The sequence below is a fragment of the Pseudolysinimonas sp. 10J20-29 genome, from assembly GCF_055809595.1.
On sequence record NZ_CM147917.1, the window covers coordinates 2,215,270 to 2,234,091 of the forward strand.

Below are 18,822 nucleotides of genomic sequence, written 5' to 3' on the forward strand. Positions count from 1 at the left end.
GACCGTTCCCCCCGAATCGGCCAGTGCCAGAGCGGATGCGGCACCGGTGAATCCCGGTCTCGTCCCTCTGTGGTCGTCAGGCTATCCCGGCCCGTGTCGCGGCGACTAGTCCCGCGTCCGGGGGGGCCGAACCGTGGCGAGCCACCACGCCAGCGCGGTCGTCGGCGCGGCAAGAAACGCGGCCGCGATGACGAAGACGCTCGTCGCCTGCTCGACGAGGAGCCCGAAGTCGACGACGAAGGCGGTGAGCACGATCGACAGATACACGCCGGCGGCGGCCGCGACCATCGCCACCCACGGGCGCTCCGCACGCACCGCGAACCCCGTCAGCAGCCACAGGAAGACGCCCGCGACCAGCAGAGCGAGAAAGGCGTAGGCCGGGCCGACAGGGCGCGCGACCGGCTCACGGTCGAGCGCCCAGGCGAGCATCCCCATCGCGGCGAAGGCGCTCGCTGCCCAGAGGGCGGTCGTCAGGAGCGCCAGGAAGAACTCAGGTCGAGCTGGCCGCGGCCCGCTCACGTTCCGCCTTCTTCTCGGCGAGTTCGCGCTCGAACTCCGCGCGGCGCTCCAGGTTGCGCGCCTTCACGCGGCGACCGCGCGCGGCGACCGCCAGACCGATCCAGATCGAGACCTCTCGTGCTGCGAGCGCCGCGATGATGACGCGCGGATCCAGCGCGAGCGCCACGAACGCGTCGCTCGCCTCACTGGGCGACATCAGCACGACATTGTCGACCAGCAGCAGCAGGCCGATCGAGCCGAAGTAGGTGGCCGCGCCGACGACGAGGCTCACCACGATGTGCACCCACCAGCCGGCGCGATTCAGCATGAGAACGGCCAGGAGGAAGCTCAGCGCGAAGAAGAGGACCGGGATCCAGAGTGCCGCACCGCTCAGGAAGGCCGAGAAGGCCGCGGCGACGAACTCGGAGGGCTCGGTGGCGAAGATGAGCACGAACACGGCCAGCGCGTAGACGAGCGCGAACACCACGGCCCCGAGGAGGGCGAGGGCGGCACCAGCCACGCGGTTGCCTCGGTTGCGCGGCGGTGCGGGCGTCTCGACGAAGACGACTCGGGCGGGAGCGTCGGCCGCCGCCGGCTCCTCGATCGAGGTCTGCTCGGTCGTGACCTGCTCGGTCGCGACCACGACGTCCGCGTCGGCGGCGCTCTCGGGGATCACCTCGGCGTCGGCCGCGACGACCTCGTCGTCGACGACCAGAGCGTCGCGATCGAGGTCAGCGGTGTCGGACATGGTCTTCTCGGCGCCGTCCGCCGGGTCCGGCGTGGAACGCTTCTGTCCTTCGGAGTCGTCAGCCATGGAGGTCTCCTTCACGTCTCGGGGCCACTCTAGCAAGTGGACCCCCAGGCGCGACGGGCGGGTTTCCTCCGCTCGGCCTAGACCGGGACGGCGCCGAGAAAGTTTCCTCGCAGCAGCGCCCGGTCGACGACCATGCGGGCACTGGAGCGGAGTTCATCGCGGTAGACGTCGACGAGATGCAGCGTCGACTCGCGGTCCGGCGCCGTGGCGATGTAGTTCTCGACGGCGCAGTTCAGGACCTCTTCGATCGGCGTCACCAGGCGGTGGAGCGCGGCGTGCGGCCACACCGCCGCGCTGAGCTCGGAGACCAGATCGGAGGTGGCGCATCCGCTGCACATGACCCCGCCCTCCGCGGCGTCGAATGCGCCGCCGGCGGACTCGCTCCACTCGTCGGCGATCGTCGAGATCAGGTGGCGGTGCGCGATCATGTCTGCTCCCATGCGCGGATGAATTAGTCAAGGTGCGTGATAAACAGTGTGCTCGACACAGACCGTTCGCCCCAGTCGTCGCTTTCCTGACACCCGTTTGGGGGACAAGATGCGCCAGGCGTACCCCAACAGGAGGACGAGGGAACGTCAACGCGAGTAGGCTCGACCCCACCGCGAGCGCCACCGAAACGGGACAGCAGAGGGAGAGACGAGGATGGACGCCCCCCTCAGCACCGTGCGCCTGGCGCACGTCGATGACCACGAGGCCATGCGCCGCGGCCTCGCCGCGATTCTCGAAGATCACCCCGAGTTCCGCCTTGTCGTCTCCGCCGCGACCATCGGCCCGGTGCTCGACGCCGCCTCCGAGATCGATCTCGTCGTGCTCGACATCCGCCTCGCCGACGGCTCCGGCGTGACCGGCAACCTGCATCGGCTGCAGGCGGCGGGCCTCGCCGCGCTGTGCTTCACCGGCGCCGAGGACGCCGACGGCGTGCGCGACGCGGCCGCCGCCGGGGCGCTCGGGATCGTGCGCAAGACCGACAGCTCCGACGTGCTCATCGCCGCGCTGCGTGCCGCCGCGAGCGGCGACGCCGTCGCCACCATCGAATGGGCCGCGGCGATCGATGCCGACCCCCGCCTCAGCGACGCGCGGCTGAGCCCCAAGGAACGCGAGGTCCTCGCCCTCTACGCCTCCGGCGAGAAGTCGGTCAGCGTGGCGCACGCCGCCGGGCTGTCCGAGAAGACCGTCGCGGAGTACGTCCGCCGGATCCGGATGAAGTACGCCGCCGTCGGCCGCCCCGCCGTCTCCCGGGTCGACCTCTACAAGCGCGCGGTGGAGGACGGCTACGTCGCGGGACCGGGTTCGAGGCGCGAGTGACGTCGAGCAGCGCCGAGCTGCGACTCATCCGCAGCATGGCGGTCGTGGTGGCGATCGGCGCGGCGCTCTTCGCACTGCTGTCGATCCGGTCGATCGAGGTGCAGCAGGATTTCGCCCCCGCCTGGTGGACGGTGGCGGCGGTGCTCGCCGTCTTCGCCCTGCCGGTGCTCACCTCGCTCGCGATGCCCATCGCCTCGCTCTCCGCGGCGCGCATCCTGCTGGGTGTCACCGGCGTCGGATATCTGACCGCGGCGTTCAGTTCGCTGTTCATGGTGGCTCCGCTGCCGCTGGCCGAGACCGAGTGGGTGCTCAACAACACCGCCGCGGCCACCTCGGCGGTCGCGCTGGCGGCGCCGCGCAGTCTCGCCTGGACCTACAACTCGGTCGTCGCCGTCATCGTGATCGCGTCGCGGACGCGCGGGCCGGACATGAGCGGCTTCGTCGCCGGCCTCCAGGACGGGCTGTACTCGTTCATGTTCTGCGCCGTCTTCATCGCACTGGCGCAGTTCACCATCGACCGGGCTCGCCGAGTCAACGAGGAGAGCCGCGCGGTCACCCGCCATGCCGCGGTCGTCGCGGCGGCGCACGCACGGGCGCGGGAACGACGGCGCATCAACGCGGTGCTCCACGACACCGTCCTGGCGGTCCTGATGCTCGGCTCGCGCGCCGGCGTCCGCAGCACGCAAGCCCTGCGCGACCAGGCGAGCAGCGCCGTCGCCGCGCTCGCGACCGGCGTTCGCGAGTCCGACGCGGCGGAAGGCACGCTCGTCGACCTGCGCCAGGCGCTGCGCGCGCGACTGGACCGGGTGTCTCCGCGCATCCCGCTGCTGTTCCCCGCCGAACTCCCGGGCGTGCCGCCCGCCGTCGCCGATGCGCTGGCCGATGCCGCGGCGGAGGCGGCACGCAACTCGCTCCGGCACGCCCGCCTCGGACACAAGCTCCCCCAGGTGCGCGTGAGTCTCCATGGCGACCGCCTGTTCGTCAGAATCGTCGACGACGGTGTCGGGTTCGATCCCGAGCTGGTTCCTGCCGGACGCCTCGGCCTGCGGGCGAGCATCGTGGGACGCCTCGAGTCGCTCCCGGGCGCCGCGGCCCGCGTTCGATCGGCTCCGGGTCGCGGAACCCAGGTCGAGCTGGAGTGGGCGGTGGCGTCGGTGAAGCTGCTCCCCATCCGCGTCCTCGACCTGCCGCGCGGGCCCACGCGCGCGGTGAGCCTGATCGTGGTCGTCGTGACGGCGGTGCTCGCCCTCACCTCGCTCCCGTCCACCGAGACCCCGGGCCCGGCCCTCGTCGGCGTCGGCCTGTTCGCCGGCGTCCTGCTCTCGACCACCTCGACCCGCGGGGTGGTGCTGCCGATCCGGCACACCGTTATCGCGGCGGCCACGCCGCCCGTGCTCGTGCTGCTCGTGTCGTGGCCGATCGTGCGCACCGGGCACTCGATGTGGCACCTCGGCGCCTCCGCGTTCCTGCTGCTGGCGCTCGCGCTGCGCGGTCGCCTCGGCGCGGCCTGGCTCGGAATGCTCGGAATGCTGCTCGCCGCACTGCTCTGGGGGGCGCTCTCGCATTTCGGCGCCCCAATGATCGCCGGGATCATGCTGCGCCAGGTCGCGATCCTCGTCATCGGCACGATCTTCATCGTCGCCGTCGGCCGAGTGCGCGACGAGCTGGATGCGCTCGCGGCCTCGAACAGCCGGCTCGCCGCGGCCGCCGCCGCCACCAACGCCGCCGAGCACGAGCGACGCGCCCGCGTGCGCTGGGCCTACGGCATCGCGGCACCATCGCTGCGCGCCATCGCGGCCGAGGACGAGCTCACCGACGAGGTGCGTGCCGAGGCGGCGTTCGCCGAAGCCGAGCTGCGTGACGGGCTCCGGGCGCGAACCCTCGCCGGCGAGCCGGTCAGCTCGGCCGCCCGCAGCGCCCGTCGGCGCGGGGTCGAGGTGGTCATGCTGGATGACCGCGCCACCGAGCTGCCGCGTGCCATCGCGGGCGCCCTCCGCGCGCGCATCGCCGCCGAACTCGACGCCGCCGAGGCGGGCCGCGTCGTGGTCCGCCTGCCTCCCGAATCCGGAACCGCCCTGGCCACGGTGCTCGTCGACAGCGCGAGCCCGCGCCGACTCACCCTGACCCTCGACGACCTCGAAACGACGACGACCCCGCCGCACCGAAGTGCGAGCGGGGCCGTCGATCTCGACTGACGAACGAGACCTAGTTGTAGGTTCCGGGCGTGAAGTCGTCGGAGCTGAACGAGTCGAAGTCGACGAAGCTCAGGTCCGCCTCGTTGAACGACGCGTCGTCGGTGAAGATGCGGTTCGGGTAGCGCTCCGCCTTCGCCTCCTCGGTCGCCTCCACCGTCACGTTGCGGTAGCGGTTGAGACCGGTACCCGCCGGGATCAGCTGACCGATGATGACGTTCTCCTTGAGACCCATCAGCGGGTCGGACTTGCCCTCCATGGCGGCCTGCGTCAGAACGCGGGTCGTCTCCTGGAAGGACGCGGCCGACAGCCACGACTCGGTGGCCAGCGAGGCCTTGGTGATGCCCATGACCTCCTGACGCGCCGACGCGGTCTTCTTGCCCTCGGTGAGCGACGCGCGGTTGATCGCGTTGTAGCGCGACCGGTCAACGAGCTCGCCCGGGAGCAGGTCGGTGTCGCCGTGCTCGACCACCGTGACCTTGCGCAGCATCTGCCGCACGATGACCTCGATGTGCTTGTCGTGAATCGGAACACCCTGCGAGCGGTACACGCCCTGGACGCCATCCACGAGGTGCTTCTGCACGGCGCGAACACCCTGCACGCGGAGCACCTCCTTCGGGTCCAGGTTTCCGACCACGAACTGCTGGCCGAGCTCAACGTCGCTGCCCGTCCTCGACGAGGAGGGTCGCGCGCTTGAGCACCGGGTACACCTGCGGCTCGTCGCCGTTGTCGGGCGTGAGCACGATCCGGCGCTGCTTGTCGGTGTCCTCGATCACGATGCGACCGGCGGTCTCCGCGATCGGGCTCGCACCCTTCGGGGTGCGCGCCTCGAAGAGCTCGGTGACACGCGGCAGACCCTGCGTGATGTCGTCCGCACCGGCACTGCCGCCCTGGTGGAAGGTACGCATCGTGAGCTGCGTTCCGGGCTCACCGATCGACTGGGCCGCGATGATGCCGACGGCCTCGCCGATGTCGACGAGCTTTCCGGTCGCGAGCGAACGGCCATAGCAGGCCGCGCAGACGCCGACCGCGGACTCGCAGGTCAGGACCGAGCGGACCTTGATCGACTCGACACCGGCCGCGATGAGCGTGTCGATGAGGACATCGCCGACGTCGGAGCCAGCCGCCGCGACGACCGTGCCCTTCGCGTCGACCGCGTCCTCAGCGAGGCTTCGCGCGTAGACCGCGTTCTCGACGTTCTCGTCACGGGTGAGGACGCCGTCCACCACCGTCGCGATCGGGAGCTCGAGGCCCTTGCTCGTGCCGCAGTCGTCCTCGCGGATGATGACATCCTGCGAGACGTCAACGAGACGACGCGTCAGGTATCCCGAGTCGGCCGTACGGAGCGCCGTGTCGGCGAGGCCCTTGCGAGCACCGTGCGTCGCGATGAAGTACTCGGCGACCGAGAGGCCTTCACGGTACGACGAGATGATCGGACGCGGGATGGTCTCACCCTTCGGGTTCGCCACCAGACCACGGATACCGGCGATGTTGCGGACCTGCAGCCAGTTACCACGAGCACCCGAGGACACCATCCGGAAGATGTTGTTGTCCTTGGGGAACCCGGCCTGCATCGCGTCGGCAACCTCCTTGGTCGCCTCCGTCCAGATCTTGATCAGGTCGGCACGACGGTCGGCGTCTTCGATCTTTCCGAGGTCGAAGTCGTTCTGGACCTTGGCGGCCTGCTTCTCGTGCTTGGCGATGATCGCCGGCTTCTCGGCAGGCGTCAGGATGTCCGACAGCGCGACCGTGACGCCGGAGCGGGTCGCCCAGTGGAAGCCCGCGTCCTTGATCCGGTCGAGCGCCGCAGCGACCTCCACCTTGGGGTAGCGCTCGGCGAGGTCGTTGACGATCGCCGAGATCTTGCCCTTGTCGGCGACGGCCTCGACGTACGGGTAGTCCGCCGGGAGCGTCTCGTTGAAAAGCGCGCGACCGAGGGTCGTGTCGACGAGCTTCGTCGAGCCCTGGACGAAGTCCTCCGGGGCGTCGGCGAGGTGCACGTTCTCGAGACGGATCCGCGCGGGCGCGTTCAGGTCGAGCGAGCCCTGGTCCATCGCGAGGATCGCCTCGGCGACCGACGAGAAGGCACGACCGGCGCCCTCCGCGTCCTCCTTGAGCGTCGTCAGGTGGTGCAGACCGATGATCATGTCCTGGCTGGGCAGGGTCACCGGGCGGCCGTCCGACGGCTTCAGGATGTTGTTCGAGGCGAGCATCAGGATGCGGGCCTCGGCCTGCGCCTCGACCGAGAGCGGCAGGTGAACCGCCATCTGGTCACCGTCGAAGTCCGCGTTGAACGCGGTGCAGACGAGCGGGTGCAGCTGGATCGCCTTGCCCTCGACGAGCTGAGGCTCGAAGGCCTGGATGCCGAGACGGTGCAGCGTGGGCGCACGGTTCAGCAGCACGGGGCGCTCGCGGATGATCTCCTCGAGCACGTCCCACACCTGCGGGCGCGAACGCTCGACCATGCGCTTGGCGCTCTTGATGTTCTGCGCGTGGCTCAGGTCGATCAGGCGCTTGATGACGAACGGCTTGAACAGCTCGAGCGCCATCTGCTTCGGCAGACCGCACTGGTGCAGCTTGAGCTGCGGTCCGACGATGATGACCGAACGGCCCGAGTAGTCGACGCGCTTGCCGAGCAGGTTCTGGCGGAAGCGACCCTGCTTTCCCTTGAGCATGTCACTCAGGGACTTCAGGGCGCGGTTGCCGGTTCCGGTGACGGGGCGACCGCGGCGGCCGTTGTCGAACAGCGCGTCGACGGCCTCCTGCAGCATCCGCTTCTCGTTGTTGACGATGATCTCGGGCGCACCGAGGTCGAGCAGACGACGCAGACGGTTGTTGCGGTTGATCACACGACGGTAGAGGTCGTTGAGGTCGGAGGTCGCGAAGCGGCCACCGTCGAGCTGCACCATCGGGCGCAGCTCCGGCGGGATCACCGGGACGACGTCGAGCACCATGGCGGCCGGCGAGTTGCCGGTCTGCAGGAACGAGTTGACGACGCGCAGACGCTTGATCGCACGGATCTTCTTCTGGCCCTTGCCGTTGGCGATCTCCTCGTGGAGGGTCTCGCTCTCGGCGGCCAGGTCGAAGGATTCGAGGCGCTTCTTGATCGACTCGGCGCCCATGAACGCCTCGAAGTAGAGACCGAAGCGGTCCTGGAGCTCGTGGAAGACGCTGTCTTCCGGCTTCAGGTCGCCGACCTTGAGGGTGCGGAACTGCTCCCACACCTCTTCGAGCTGCTTGATCTGCTCGTCGAAGGCCTTGCGGGTCTGCGACATCTCCTTCTCGGCGGCGTCCTTGAGCTTGCGCTTCGGCTCGGCCTTGGCGCCTTCCTCCTCGAGGGCGGCGAGTTCGGTCTCGAGCGTCGACAGACGCGCGGCGATCCGCGAGTCGCGCTGCGACTCGAGCTGCTTGATCTCGAGGCGGAGCTCGTTCTCGAGGCCGGGCATGTCGGCGTGACGTGCCTCCTCGTCGACCGAGATCACCATGTAGGCGGCGAAGTAGATGACCTTCTCGAGGTCCTTCGGCGCCATGTCGAGCAGGTAGCCCAGACGGCTCGGCACACCCTTGAAGTACCAGATGTGCGTCACCGGGGCGGCGAGCTCGATGTGGCCCATGCGCTCACGGCGGACGGAGGACTTGGTGACCTCCACGCCGCAGCGCTCGCAGACGATGCCCTTGAAGCGGACTCGCTTGTACTTGCCGCAGGAGCACTCCCAGTCCCGCGAGGGTCCGAAGATCTGCTCACCGAACAGACCGTCCTTCTCGGGCTTCAGGGTGCGGTAGTTGATCGTCTCCGGCTTCTTGACCTCGCCGTACGACCATGCGCGGATGTCAGCGCTGGTCGCGAGCCCGATGCGGAGCTGATCGAAAGTAGTTGCGTCGATCACGTGTGTGTCTCTCTCGCTAGTTCTCTATAAACCTGTGTACGGGCCCGGATCAGATCTCGTCGACAGACGAAGACTCGAAGCGGGTGGAGATGTTGATGCCCAGCTCTTCAGCGGCGCGGAAGACCTCGTCATCCGTGTCCTTCAGGCTGATGACGGAACCGTCAGCCGCGAGCACCTCGACGTTCAGGCACAGCGACTGCATCTCCTTCATGAGGACCTTGAAGCTCTCGGGGATGCCGGGCTCCTGGATGTTCTCGCCCTTGACGATCGCCTCGTAGACCTTCACGCGGCCGAGGATGTCGTCGGACTTGATCGTCAGGAGCTCCTGCAGCGCGTACGCGGCGCCGTAGGCCTCGAGGGCCCACACCTCCATCTCACCGAAGCGCTGGCCGCCGAACTGCGCCTTACCACCCAGCGGCTGCTGCGTGATCATCGAGTACGGGCCGGTGCTGCGGGCGTGGATCTTGTCGTCCACCAGGTGGTGCAGCTTCAGGATGTACATGTAGCCGACCGAGATCGGAGCCGGGTACGGCTCGCCCGAACGACCGTCGAACAGGCGGGTCTTGCCGCTCGAGTCGATCAGGCGCTCACCGTCGCGGTTCGGCAGGGTGCTGTCGAGCAGCCCCTCGATCTCGGACTCGAAGGCGCCGTCGAACACCGGCGTCGCCACCTTGGTGCCCGGCTCGGCCTCGCGGGCCTCGGCGGGAAGGGTCTCGGCCCACTTCGGCGAGCCGTCGACCTTCCAGCCCTGCTTGGCGACCCACCCGAGGTGGGTCTCCAGCACCTGGCCGAAGTTCATTCGACCGGGGATGCCGAGCGGGTTGAGCACGACGTCGACCGGAGTTCCGTCGGCGAGGAACGGCATGTCCTCGACCGGCAGGATCTTGGCGATGACGCCCTTGTTGCCGTGACGGCCGGCGAGCTTGTCGCCCTCGGTGATCTTGCGCTTCTGGGCGATGTAGACGACCACGCGCTGGTTGACGCCCGAGCCGAGCTCGTCGTCGCCGTCCTGCGCGTCGAACACCTTGACGCCGATGATCGTGCCCTGCTCACCGTGAGGAACCTTGAGCGAGGTGTCGCGCACCTCGCGGCTCTTCTCGTTGAAGATCGCACGGAGCAGGCGCTCCTCGGCGGAGAGCTCGGTCTCGCCCTTCGGCGTGACCTTGCCGACGAGGACGTCGCCGGGGCGGACCTCGGCGCCGACGCGGATGATGCCGCGCTCGTCGAGGTCGGCGAGCAGGTCGAGGCTGACGTTGGGGAGGTCACGGGTGATCTCCTCCTTGCCGAGCTTCGTGTCGCGAGCGTCGACCTCGTACTCCTCGATGTGGATCGAGCTGAGCACGTCGTCCTTGACCAGGTTCTGGCTCAGGATGATCGCGTCCTCGAAGTTGTGACCCTCCCACGGCATGAACGCCACGAGGAGGTTCTTGCCGAGCGCGAGCTCACCGTTCTCGGTCGCGGGGCCATCGGCGATGACCTGGCCGACCTCGACGCGCTCGCCCTCATCGACGATCACGCGGTGGTTGTAGCTGGTGCCCTGGTTCGAGCGGTCGAACTTGCGCAGGTAGTACTCCTGCGTGCCGCCCTCGTCGAGCTGGATCGTGACGACCTCGGCGCTGACCTCGGCGACGACACCGGCCTTGTGGGCGGTGACGACGTCGCCGGCGTCGATCGCGGCGTAGTTCTCCATACCGGTTCCGACGTACGGCGAGTCCGAACGCAGGAGCGGCACGGCCTGGCGCTGCATGTTCGCACCCATGAGGGCGCGGTTCGCGTCGTCGTGCTCGAGGAAGGGGATGAGCGAGGTCGCGACCGACACCATCTGGCGCGGCGAGACATCCATGTAGTCGACCTCTTCGGCGTCGACGAGCTCGACCTCGCCGCCCTTCTTCCGCACGAGCACCTTGGGCTCGGCGAAGCGGAAGTCGGCGGTGAGCGGCGCGTTGGCCTGGGCGACGACGAACTCGTCCTCCTCACTCGCGGTGAGGTAGTCGATCGTGGTCGAGACCTTGCCCTTGGTGACGCGGCGGTACGGGGTCTCGATGAACCCGAACGAGTTGATCCGCGCGAACGAGGCGAGCGAGCCGATCAGGCCGATGTTCGGGCCTTCCGGGGTCTCGATCGGGCACATGCGGCCGTAGTGGCTGGGGTGGACGTCGCGAACCTCGACGCCGGCGCGCTCACGCGACAGACCACCCGGGCCGAGGGCCGAGAGACGCCGCTTGTGCGTCAGGCCCGCGAGCGGGTTGTTCTGGTCCATGAACTGCGACAGCTGGCTGGTTCCGAAGAACTCCTTGATCGCGGCGACGACGGGGCGCACGTTGATCAGGGTCTGCGGCGTGATCGCCTCGATGTCCTGCGTGGTCATGCGCTCGCGCACGACGCGCTCCATGCGGCTCAGGCCCGTGCGGACCTGGTTCTGGATGAGCTCGCCGACCGCGCGGATGCGGCGGTTGCCGAAGTGGTCGATGTCGTCCACGTCGAGGCGGATGTCGACCTTCTTGCCGTCGCGGACACCCGGGAGGGTCTTCTGCTCGGCGTGCAGCGCGACGAGGTACTTGATCGTCGCGATGATGTCGTCGACCGAGAGCACCGAGTCGCGGAGGTCCGCGTCGATCCCGAGCTTGCGGTTGATCTTGTAGCGACCCACCTTCGCCAGGTCGTAGCGCTTCGGGTTGAAGTAGAAGTTGTCGAGCAGCGCACGCGCGGCCTCGGCGGCAACCTGCTCGCCCGGACGGAGCTTGCGGTAGATGTCCTTGAGCGCCTCCTCCTTGGTGAGGATGGCGTCCTTCTCCAGCGTCGCGGCGATCGACTCGTAGCCGGCGAAGTGCTCGAGGATCTCTTCGCTGGTGAGGCCGAGGGCCTTGAGGAAGACGGTGACCGACTGCTTGCGCTTGCGGTCGATGCGAACGCCGACCTGGTCGCGCTTGTCGATCTCGAACTCGAGCCACGCACCGCGGCTCGGGATGACGCGAGCGGAGTAGATGTCCTTGTCGGAGGTCTTCTCCATCTGGCGCTCGAAGTAGACGCCCGGGCTGCGGACGAGCTGCGAGACGACGACACGCTCGGTGCCGTTGATGATGAAGGTGCCGCGCTGGGTCATGAGCGGGAAGTCGCCCATGAAGACGGTCTGGGTCTTGATCTCGCCCGTCATGTGGTTCATGAACTCGGCGTTGACGTAGAGCGGCGCGGCGAAGGTCTTGCCGCGCTCCTTGCACTCGTCGATCGTGTACTTCGGCTCTTCGAGCTCGGGCTGAGAGAACGACAGCTGCATCGTCTCGCCGAGGTCCTCGATCGGACTGATCTCTTCGAAGATCTCGTCGAGGCCCGTCGTCTCGGGCACCGAGTCGTTGCCGGCTGCCTTCGCCTCGGCCGAGCGGGCCTTCCAGGCGTCGTTGCCGACAAGCCAGTCAAAGCTCTCGGTCTGCAGCGCGAGAAGGTCGGGGACCGTCAGCGTGTCAGTGATCTTGGCGAAGGACAGCCGCGATGCGGTGCGGCCGTTCTTGAGGGACTTCTTACTGGATGCGGAGCGCGCAGCAACCAAGGAAAACAACCTCCGTGAGACGAAAGAGTCTCATTCTGTGTCGGTAGTGGAGAGAACGCCCCATGCCCATGAATCAATAACCCCGCCGCTATACTCGGGGTCTCTCTCCGGGCGCGCCAGCCGACCGCAATATGACGGCGTGAGAGTGTGGGAGCGCAAAGGTCAACTATATGTCCCAACTCCGCGACATGTCCAGTAATTCCTTGACTTGACCTGTGAATGGGTCTATAAGCGCGGGGAAAGGCAGTCAGAAACGGTGGATTCCGAGTCCTCTCGCCCCTTGCGCAGCGGCCTTCACGCGGAGGTCCGCGCCGACCGTCACGTGCCCGGCTCGTTCGAGCTGGTCGTCGACGGAACGCCGCAGTCGCACGTCGATCTGGGCGATCCGACGCACCTCTTCTATGAGTACGTGCGCCGCATGGGCCACGTGATCGACCAGCTTCCGGCGGGACCGCTCACCGCCGTGCATCTCGGCGCGGGGGCGCTGACCCTGCCGCGCTACATCGAGGCCACCCGGCCGGGTTCGCGGCAGCAGGTGGTCGAGCTCGAGCCCGACCTCATCGAACTGGTGCGCGAGGCGCTGCCCTTTCCCCGCGGCGCCTCGATCCGGATGCGCTACGGCGACGCGCGGGAGGTGCTCGGCAAGCTCCCGGCGGGACTGCGCGGCTCCGTCGACCTGCTCGTCGTCGACGTCTTCGGCGGGGCGCGCATTCCGGCGCACGTCACAAGCCTGGAGTTCTACACCGAGTGCGCCGAGCTGCTCGCCCCCGACGGCGTGCTGCTGGTGAATGCGGCGGACGGCGCCGGCGGCGCCTTCGCGCGGGGCCAGGCGGCGACCCTCGGGGTCGCGTACTCGGATGTCGCCGTGCTCGCCGAGTCGGCGGTGCTGCGCGGGCGGCGCTTCGGCAACTTCGTCTTGGTGGCGTCGAAGGGCGAGCTGCCGCTGGACTGGATGCCGCGGCTGCTGGCGGGCGGACCGCATCCGGCCGCGCTCGTCCACGGGCGCGCGCTGCGCGACTGGATCGCCGGCGCCGCGATCGTCACCGACCAGACCGCCATTCCCTCCCCCACACCCAATAAGAGCGTCTTCGAACAGCGCGGCGGCGCGTGACGGGGCCCCGGCGTAGCCTCAGAGCATGCTTCGAGCATCGACGACGGCGGGCCGCACGGCGGTCGGTGTGACCGCGCTCGCACTGGCCGTCGCACTGAGCGGGTGCGTCGCCGACGGGCCCTCCGCCCCGACGACCGCGCCGAGCACGCCGAGCGACCCGAGCCCGGCCGCCGCCTCGGGCGTCGAGCCGACCGGGGAGGTGCGCGATCTCGCGACCGGCCTCGCCGCCCCGTGGTCGATCGCGCGGTTCGACGACGGCACCGTGGTGCTCAGCGAACGCGACTCCGCCCGAATCGTGCGCCTCGATGACTCCGGCGCCACCACGACGCTGGCCACGATCAATGCCGCGGCACCCGCGGGCGAGGGCGGCCTGCTCGGGCTCGCGCCGTTCGAAACCGCAGACGAGCGCTGGCTGTACGCCTACCTGACGGCGGCGAACGACAACCGCATCGTGCGCCTGCCGGTGGCCGGCAGCGGCGAGGGACTGCGGCTGGGCGAGCCGGAGCCGGTCTTCGCGGGAATCCCGAAGTCCGGCAACCACAACGGGGGCCGCATCGCCATCGGGCCCGACGGCATGCTCTACGCGACCGCGGGCGATGCCGGCGACCGCGACGCCGCTCAGGATCCGGCGAGCCTCGCGGGCAAGATCCTGCGGATGACGCCCGAGGGCACGGCGCCGGGCGACAACCCGTTCCCCGGCTCGGTCGTCTACTCGCTCGGGCACCGGAATCCGCAGGGCATCGCCTGGGACGCCGAGGGACGGCTCTGGGCCGCCGAGTTCGGCCAGAACACCTGGGACGAGCTGAACCTGATCACGCCCGGCGCCAACTACGGCTGGCCGATCGTGGAGGGCGCGGGCGGGCGCGAGGGATTCGTCGACCCGGTCGCGCAGTGGTCCACCTCGGAGGCGAGCCCGAGCGGTCTGGCCTACATCGACGGCACCCTGTTCCTCGCGGCGCTGCGCGGCGAGCGGGTCTGGGGCATCACCCCCGGCCCCGAGGGGGCGGCGGTCGAGACCGCGGCGTACTTCGTCGGCGAGTTCGGCCGCGTGCGGGACGTCGCGCCGGGACCGGACGGCACCCTGTGGATTCTGACGAACAACACCGACGGGCGCGGGAACCCGCGCGCGGGCGACGATCGCCTGATGGAGGCGGACCTGCGTCCGCTCGGGGAGGACTGAGGGTGGCGGAGCTCGACCGCGTCCGGACCTGGGCCGAGGCCCTCATCCGGCTGCACCTGGACCCCGCCGTCTGGACGTTCGCCTTCGATCACGCGCGAACCCGCGCCGGCGCCTGCGACTACACGAAGCACCGGATCACGGTGTCGCGGCTCATCGCCGAGCGCTCCGACGACGACGAGGTGCATCAGACGCTCCTGCACGAGGTCGCGCACGCCCTCGCCGGCCCCGCGGCCGGGCATGGCCCCGAGTGGAAGGCGATCGCGGCCGACCTCGGCTACGTCGGCGGACGCGTGCATCACGGTCCGGTCGCCACCGAGCTCGCCCCGTGGGTCGGCGTCTGCCCGGCCGGGCACCAGCACTACCGCTACCGGCGGCCGAAGCGGGTGACCTCCTGCGCGCAGTGCTCGCGCCGGTTCGACCGTCGCCACCGCATCGCCTGGACGCAGCGCTCCACGTGATCGGCACGGTCTCGCAACCGGCGATACTGGTTACATGTCAACCGGCCAGCTCGTGACCACCCCCGACGGCACCACCTGGCGATTCGAGGCCGGCGCGGAGTCGCTCGACTTCGCCTATGCGCTCGGCGGCATCCCCGGCGCGCGTGCGGCGACCCCGGTGGACTCGGCCGCGCACCTCGGCGCCTGGCTCGCCGAGCGCGTGCCGCGGCTCGCCGCCGAGGATGCGACCGCTCGCGACCTGCTCGACGCGCGCACCCTGGCCCGCGCGATCGCCCGCCTCGCCGAGGCGCGGCACACCGCGGCCGCCGCCGACCCCGACGACATCGACGTCGTCAACCTCGTCGCGGCCATGCCCGACCTGCCCCCGCGCCTCGCCGGCGGCGGCCGGCAGGCCGGGGCCTCGCGCATCCGCGTCAGTCAGGCTCTGTCGTCGCTCGCGCGTGAGGCGATCGCCATGCTCGAGGGCGACCCGGCGGCGCTTCGCCGCTGCGGCGCCGCCGACTGCGACCTGCTGTTCCGCGACGAGTCGCGCACGCAGTCCCGCCGCTGGTGCTCGATGCAGCGCTGCGGCAACCGCGCCAAGGTGCGCGCCCACCGGGAGCGGGCGCGCGCGGCGCGCTAGCCGCCGAAGCGACTACTCGACGACCTGGACTTCCTTCCAGAACGTCACGTAGTTCGAGAAGTCGGCGCCCACGCGGTCGAACGCGCTCGCGTGCGGCGTCGGGTAGCTGAATGCGCGATCCTGCAGCAGCTGGTCGCCGTCCTTGACGGAGAAGTACTGGCAGTCGCCCTTCCACGCGCAGGTGTACGGCGTCGGGCTCTTCTCGAGGAACTCGCTCTTCACGCTCGACGGCGGGAAGTAGATGTTGCCTTCGATGTGCAGCACCTCGGACGCGTCGGCTTCGGCAATGACAGTCCCGTTGAGTACGGCCTTCGGCATGATCTCTCCCGTGGTTCGTGGTCCGCACCGCGCTCCGGCTCGGGGCCGTCGCGGTGTCTTGACTCCAACCGCGAACCGCCGCAGATCATTCCCTCGCGACGACGACCTCCGAGCCGAGCGCCGTCGGGGCCTGCCCCTCGCGCGCACTCGCCGAGGCGCTCAGCAGGTGCCGCGTCGCCCGGCGAAGGCCCGTGTAGGCGGCGGCCGCCGCCGCCGCGTCGGGCGAGTTGTGGTCGATGCCCACCTCGGCGAGCGCGTCAATCACGGCCCCGGCCGCGAGAAGGTCCTCCACCGCGAAGCGCTCGCTGCCATCGTCACGCGTCGCTCCGGCCGCCACGACCGCGATGCGGAAGCGGCCGCCGAGCGACTCCTGACGAGCGAGCGCCCAGGCGGCAAGCGAGGCGGCCGAGTCGAGCGTCGCGGCGACCACTGCCGGCCCGGGCGCGAACTCGGGGATCGGCGCCGCACCCAGCTCATCGACCCAGACGATCGCCTCGACGTCGCGCCCGATCGCGTCCGCCCCGGAACGACCCCAGTCGAAGCGCACCTGATAGGAGGACTGGGCGTGCGGATCGGAGGACGGGGAGTTCATGACAGCGAGAGTAGCGGCCCTCGCCATTCGGCCCCGCAAGGCGGAGACTGGAACCATGCGCGTCCAACTCCGCCTCGAAGTCGACTGCCCCACCGACGCCGCGTGGAACGCGCTGCGCTCCCCCGCGAGCTTCGCCGAGATCTATGCGCCGATCATCGAGATGGTGCCCGTCGAGCCCGCGATCTTCCCCGAGCACTGGCCCGAGGGCGAGGCGCGCGTCGCCCTCAGCACCCTGATGGGCATCATCGCCGTCGGGGAGCAGAAGATCGTCATCTCGTACGCCGAGCGCGACGGCGTTCACATCATCGAGGACTCGGGGCGCCCGCTCACCGGTCCCCTGTCGGTCATCTCGCGCTGGCGGCACCGGATGGCCGTCTCGGCTCTGCCCGGCGGCGGCACGCTCTACCGCGACCGGCTCGACATCAGCGCGGGGATCGCAACTCCGTTCATCTGGGCGGCGATGTGGATCATGTGGCAGTGGCGCGCCACGCGGCTGCGACGCCTGTTCGCACGGCTCTGAACCGCCGTCTGCTAGCCTGAGACCACTTGCAGCGCGATCCCGCGCTTCTTGCGTCGAAGAACGCATCCCTCGCCGCTCGGATATCCGAGGCCCGGCTGACATCTTCTTACGGCGATTCGACGTGGCCACCGTCACGCTCGCCCTCCGCTGGTCTCGATACGCCGCGCTGACGCGCGACTACTCGACCGGCACTGCCATGAAAGGGACCACTGTGTCCACCAACTTCAGCACGCTCGGCGTGCCGTACCCGCTTGTCGAGGCTCTCGCCGCGGCCGGCAAGACCGAAGCCTTCCCCATCCAGGTCGACACCCTGCCGGACACGCTCGCGGGACGCGACGTGCTCGGCCGCGGGAAGACCGGCTCGGGCAAGACCCTCGCCTTCTCGATCCCGATGGTCGCGCGTCTCGGCACGCGCCTCGCCGGAGGCGCGCGCCGCCCCGGCCGCCCGCTCGGCCTCGTGCTCGCCCCGACCCGCGAGCTCGCCACCCAGATCAACGCCACCCTCGAGCCGCTCGCGAAGGCCTACGGCCTGACGACGACCACGATCTTCGGCGGCGTCTCGCAGAACCGCCAGGTGCAGGCCCTCAACTCGGGCGTCGACATCGTCGTGGCCTGCCCCGGTCGCCTCGAAGACCTCATGAAGCAGGGCTTCGCCAAGCTCGACGCGATCGAGATCACCGTGCTCGACGAGGCCGACCACATGGCCGACCTCGGCTTCCTGCCCGGCGTGACCCGCATCCTGAACGCCACCCCGAGCGACGGCCAGCGTCTGCTGTTCAGCGCCACGCTCGACAACGGCGTGGACAAGCTCGTCGCGAAGTTCCTGAGCTCGCCCGTCATGCACTCCGTCAATGAGGCCAACTCCCCCGTCGCCGACATGACGCACCACATCTTCGCCACCGCCGATGTCGAGTCGAAGAAGCAGCTCGTCAAGACGCTCGCCTCGGGCACCGGCCGCCGGATCCTCTTCATGCGCACCAAGCACCACGCGAAGAAGCTCGCCCTGCAGCTCACCGCCGAGGGCATCCCCGCGGTCGACCTGCACGGCAACCTGAGCCAGCCCGCGCGCGACCGCAACCTGGCGGCCTTCGCCGACGGCAGCGCTCGCGTGCTCGTCGCGACCGACGTCGCGGCGCGCGGCGTTCACGTCGACGATGTCGAGCTGGTCGTGCACGTCGACCCGCCGATGGAGCACAAGGCGTACCTGCACCGCAGCGGCCGCACGGCGCGTGCCGGCTCGTCGGGCGACGTCGTCACCGTCGTGCTGCCCGCGCAGGAGAAGGACCTCGCCCAGCTGATGCGCAAGGCGCAGATCTCGGCGGCAACGCAGCGCGTGACCTCCGACTCGGCCCCCGTGCGGGAGCTCGTCGGCGAGGTCGCCGAGTACGTGACGCCGGTTCCCCGTGCGGCGCAGCCCGCCCGTGGCGGCGGACGCTCGCAGGGCGCCAACGCGCAGCGCAAGCGCGCGGCGCGCGAGGGCCAGGGCCAGTCGAGCCGCGGCTCGGGCCAGGGACGTCGCTCGCAGGGCTCCGGCCGCGGGGCCGCAGCCACGGCCGGCGCCGCGAGCTCGGGCCGCGGAGGCGCCGCCCGCACCGGCGGCAGCGCGGGCACCCGCGGTGGGGCCCGCTCGGTCTACTCCACGAACTCGAACGGCACGTCGACCGGCGGCGGCAACCCGCGTCGCGGCGGCCGTCGCAGCTCGCGCCCGATCGGCTAGACCCGGCCCGCTGCGTCGCAGCGGAACCCGACAGCATCAGCCTCTCCCGAGGCGGGACCCGTTC

The 18,822-nt window shown here is 69.8% G+C and carries 14 protein-coding genes and 1 pseudogene; 8 read left to right on the forward strand and 7 right to left on the reverse strand.

Annotated features, from left to right (window positions below):
- Window positions 1-105 precede the first annotated feature (105 nt).
- The 3 genes from AC0L6Y_RS10755 to AC0L6Y_RS10765 form a co-directional block, all read right to left on the reverse strand.
- On the reverse strand, window positions 106-519 hold the full coding sequence (locus AC0L6Y_RS10755; RefSeq protein ID WP_473552172.1) for a hypothetical protein: 414 nt from the start codon (window positions 517-519) through the stop codon (window positions 106-108).
- Window positions 491-1,312: a hypothetical protein gene (locus AC0L6Y_RS10760; RefSeq protein ID WP_473552175.1), complete on the reverse strand. Its 822-nt coding sequence runs from the start codon at window positions 1,310-1,312 to the stop codon at window positions 491-493. The genes AC0L6Y_RS10755 and AC0L6Y_RS10760 overlap by 29 nt, the downstream gene beginning before the upstream one ends.
- Before the next feature lie 77 nt (window positions 1,313-1,389).
- Window positions 1,390-1,740 carry a hypothetical protein gene (locus tag AC0L6Y_RS10765; RefSeq protein WP_473552178.1) on the reverse strand — a complete coding sequence of 117 codons (351 nt, stop codon included), beginning with the start codon at window positions 1,738-1,740 and terminating at the stop codon, window positions 1,390-1,392.
- Between the two features lie 214 nt (window positions 1,741-1,954).
- Here AC0L6Y_RS10765 and AC0L6Y_RS10770 point away from each other — a divergent pair, with 214 nt between their 5' ends.
- Both AC0L6Y_RS10770 and AC0L6Y_RS10775 read left to right on the forward strand, forming a co-directional pair.
- A complete protein-coding gene (locus tag AC0L6Y_RS10770; RefSeq protein ID WP_473552181.1) occupies window positions 1,955-2,617 on the forward strand; it encodes a response regulator transcription factor in 663 nt (220 codons plus the stop codon).
- Window positions 2,614-4,812: a sensor histidine kinase gene (locus tag AC0L6Y_RS10775; protein WP_473552184.1), complete on the forward strand. Its 2,199-nt coding sequence runs from the start codon at window positions 2,614-2,616 to the stop codon at window positions 4,810-4,812. The genes AC0L6Y_RS10770 and AC0L6Y_RS10775 overlap by 4 nt, the downstream gene beginning before the upstream one ends.
- Window positions 4,813-4,822: 10 nt before the next feature.
- On the opposite strand, the pseudogene AC0L6Y_RS10780 reads toward AC0L6Y_RS10775, so the two are convergent.
- Window positions 4,823-8,696, reverse strand: a pseudogene (locus AC0L6Y_RS10780) (DNA-directed RNA polymerase subunit beta').
- Between the two features lie 49 nt (window positions 8,697-8,745).
- A complete protein-coding gene (gene rpoB, locus AC0L6Y_RS10785; RefSeq protein ID WP_473552186.1) occupies window positions 8,746-12,240 on the reverse strand; it encodes a DNA-directed RNA polymerase subunit beta in 3,495 nt (1,164 codons plus the stop codon).
- A 280-nt stretch (window positions 12,241-12,520) separates the two neighbouring features.
- Between rpoB and AC0L6Y_RS10790 the strand changes: the two genes are divergently transcribed.
- The 4 genes from AC0L6Y_RS10790 to AC0L6Y_RS10805 are packed head-to-tail and all read left to right on the forward strand — an operon-like array spanning window position 12,521 to window position 15,611.
- Complete coding sequence (locus AC0L6Y_RS10790) at window positions 12,521-13,351, forward strand: spermidine synthase (protein ID WP_473552189.1); 831 nt, start codon at window positions 12,521-12,523, stop codon at window positions 13,349-13,351.
- 25 nt (window positions 13,352-13,376) lie between these two features.
- Window positions 13,377-14,531: a PQQ-dependent sugar dehydrogenase gene (locus AC0L6Y_RS10795; RefSeq protein ID WP_473552192.1), complete on the forward strand. Its 1,155-nt coding sequence runs from the start codon at window positions 13,377-13,379 to the stop codon at window positions 14,529-14,531.
- Between the two features lie 2 nt (window positions 14,532-14,533).
- Complete coding sequence (locus AC0L6Y_RS10800) at window positions 14,534-14,989, forward strand: SprT-like domain-containing protein (RefSeq protein ID WP_473552194.1); 456 nt, start codon at window positions 14,534-14,536, stop codon at window positions 14,987-14,989.
- 34 nt (window positions 14,990-15,023) lie between these two features.
- On the forward strand, window positions 15,024-15,611 hold the full coding sequence (locus AC0L6Y_RS10805; RefSeq protein WP_473552196.1) for a CGNR zinc finger domain-containing protein: 588 nt from the start codon (window positions 15,024-15,026) through the stop codon (window positions 15,609-15,611).
- A gap of 12 nt (window positions 15,612-15,623) precedes the next feature.
- Here AC0L6Y_RS10805 and AC0L6Y_RS10810 read toward each other — a convergent pair whose 3' ends face one another.
- Window positions 15,624-15,929, reverse strand: a complete 306-nt coding sequence (locus AC0L6Y_RS10810) for a DUF427 domain-containing protein (protein WP_473552197.1) — start codon at window positions 15,927-15,929, stop codon at window positions 15,624-15,626.
- 85 nt (window positions 15,930-16,014) lie between these two features.
- The gene (locus AC0L6Y_RS10815; protein ID WP_473552199.1) at window positions 16,015-16,521 is read right to left on the reverse strand and encodes a 2-phosphosulfolactate phosphatase; all 507 of its coding nucleotides are present in this window, start codon (window positions 16,519-16,521) and stop codon (window positions 16,015-16,017) included.
- Window positions 16,522-16,576: 55 nt separating this feature from the next.
- On the opposite strand from AC0L6Y_RS10815, the gene AC0L6Y_RS10820 reads away from it, so the two are divergent.
- Entirely contained in the window at window positions 16,577-17,041 is a 465-nt protein-coding gene (locus AC0L6Y_RS10820) for a hypothetical protein (RefSeq protein ID WP_473552202.1), read from the forward strand.
- 196 nt (window positions 17,042-17,237) lie between these two features.
- Entirely contained in the window at window positions 17,238-18,758 is a 1,521-nt protein-coding gene (locus AC0L6Y_RS10825; RefSeq protein WP_473558463.1) for a DEAD/DEAH box helicase, read from the forward strand.
- Window positions 18,759-18,822: the final 64 nt, after the last annotated feature.

Bases quoted from the DNA above. Each gene is read 5' to 3' on its own strand.
- AC0L6Y_RS10825 (WP_473558463.1), top strand. From the start codon at position 17,238: ATGAAAGGGACCACTGTGTCCACCAACTTCAGCACGCTCGGCGTGCCG.
- AC0L6Y_RS10795 (WP_473552192.1), top strand. From the start codon at position 13,377: ATGCTTCGAGCATCGACGACGGCGGGCCGCACGGCGGTCGGTGTGACC.
- AC0L6Y_RS10805 (WP_473552196.1), top strand. From the start codon at position 15,024: ATGTCAACCGGCCAGCTCGTGACCACCCCCGACGGCACCACCTGGCGA.
- AC0L6Y_RS10810 (WP_473552197.1), bottom strand. From the start codon at position 15,929: ATGCCGAAGGCCGTACTCAACGGGACTGTCATTGCCGAAGCCGACGCG.
- AC0L6Y_RS10770 (WP_473552181.1), top strand. From the start codon at position 1,955: ATGGACGCCCCCCTCAGCACCGTGCGCCTGGCGCACGTCGATGACCAC.
- AC0L6Y_RS10815 (WP_473552199.1), bottom strand. From the start codon at position 16,521: ATGAACTCCCCGTCCTCCGATCCGCACGCCCAGTCCTCCTATCAGGTG.
- AC0L6Y_RS10760 (WP_473552175.1), bottom strand. From the start codon at position 1,312: ATGGCTGACGACTCCGAAGGACAGAAGCGTTCCACGCCGGACCCGGCG.
- AC0L6Y_RS10820 (WP_473552202.1), top strand. From the start codon at position 16,577: ATGCGCGTCCAACTCCGCCTCGAAGTCGACTGCCCCACCGACGCCGCG.
- AC0L6Y_RS10765 (WP_473552178.1), bottom strand. From the start codon at position 1,740: ATGATCGCGCACCGCCACCTGATCTCGACGATCGCCGACGAGTGGAGC.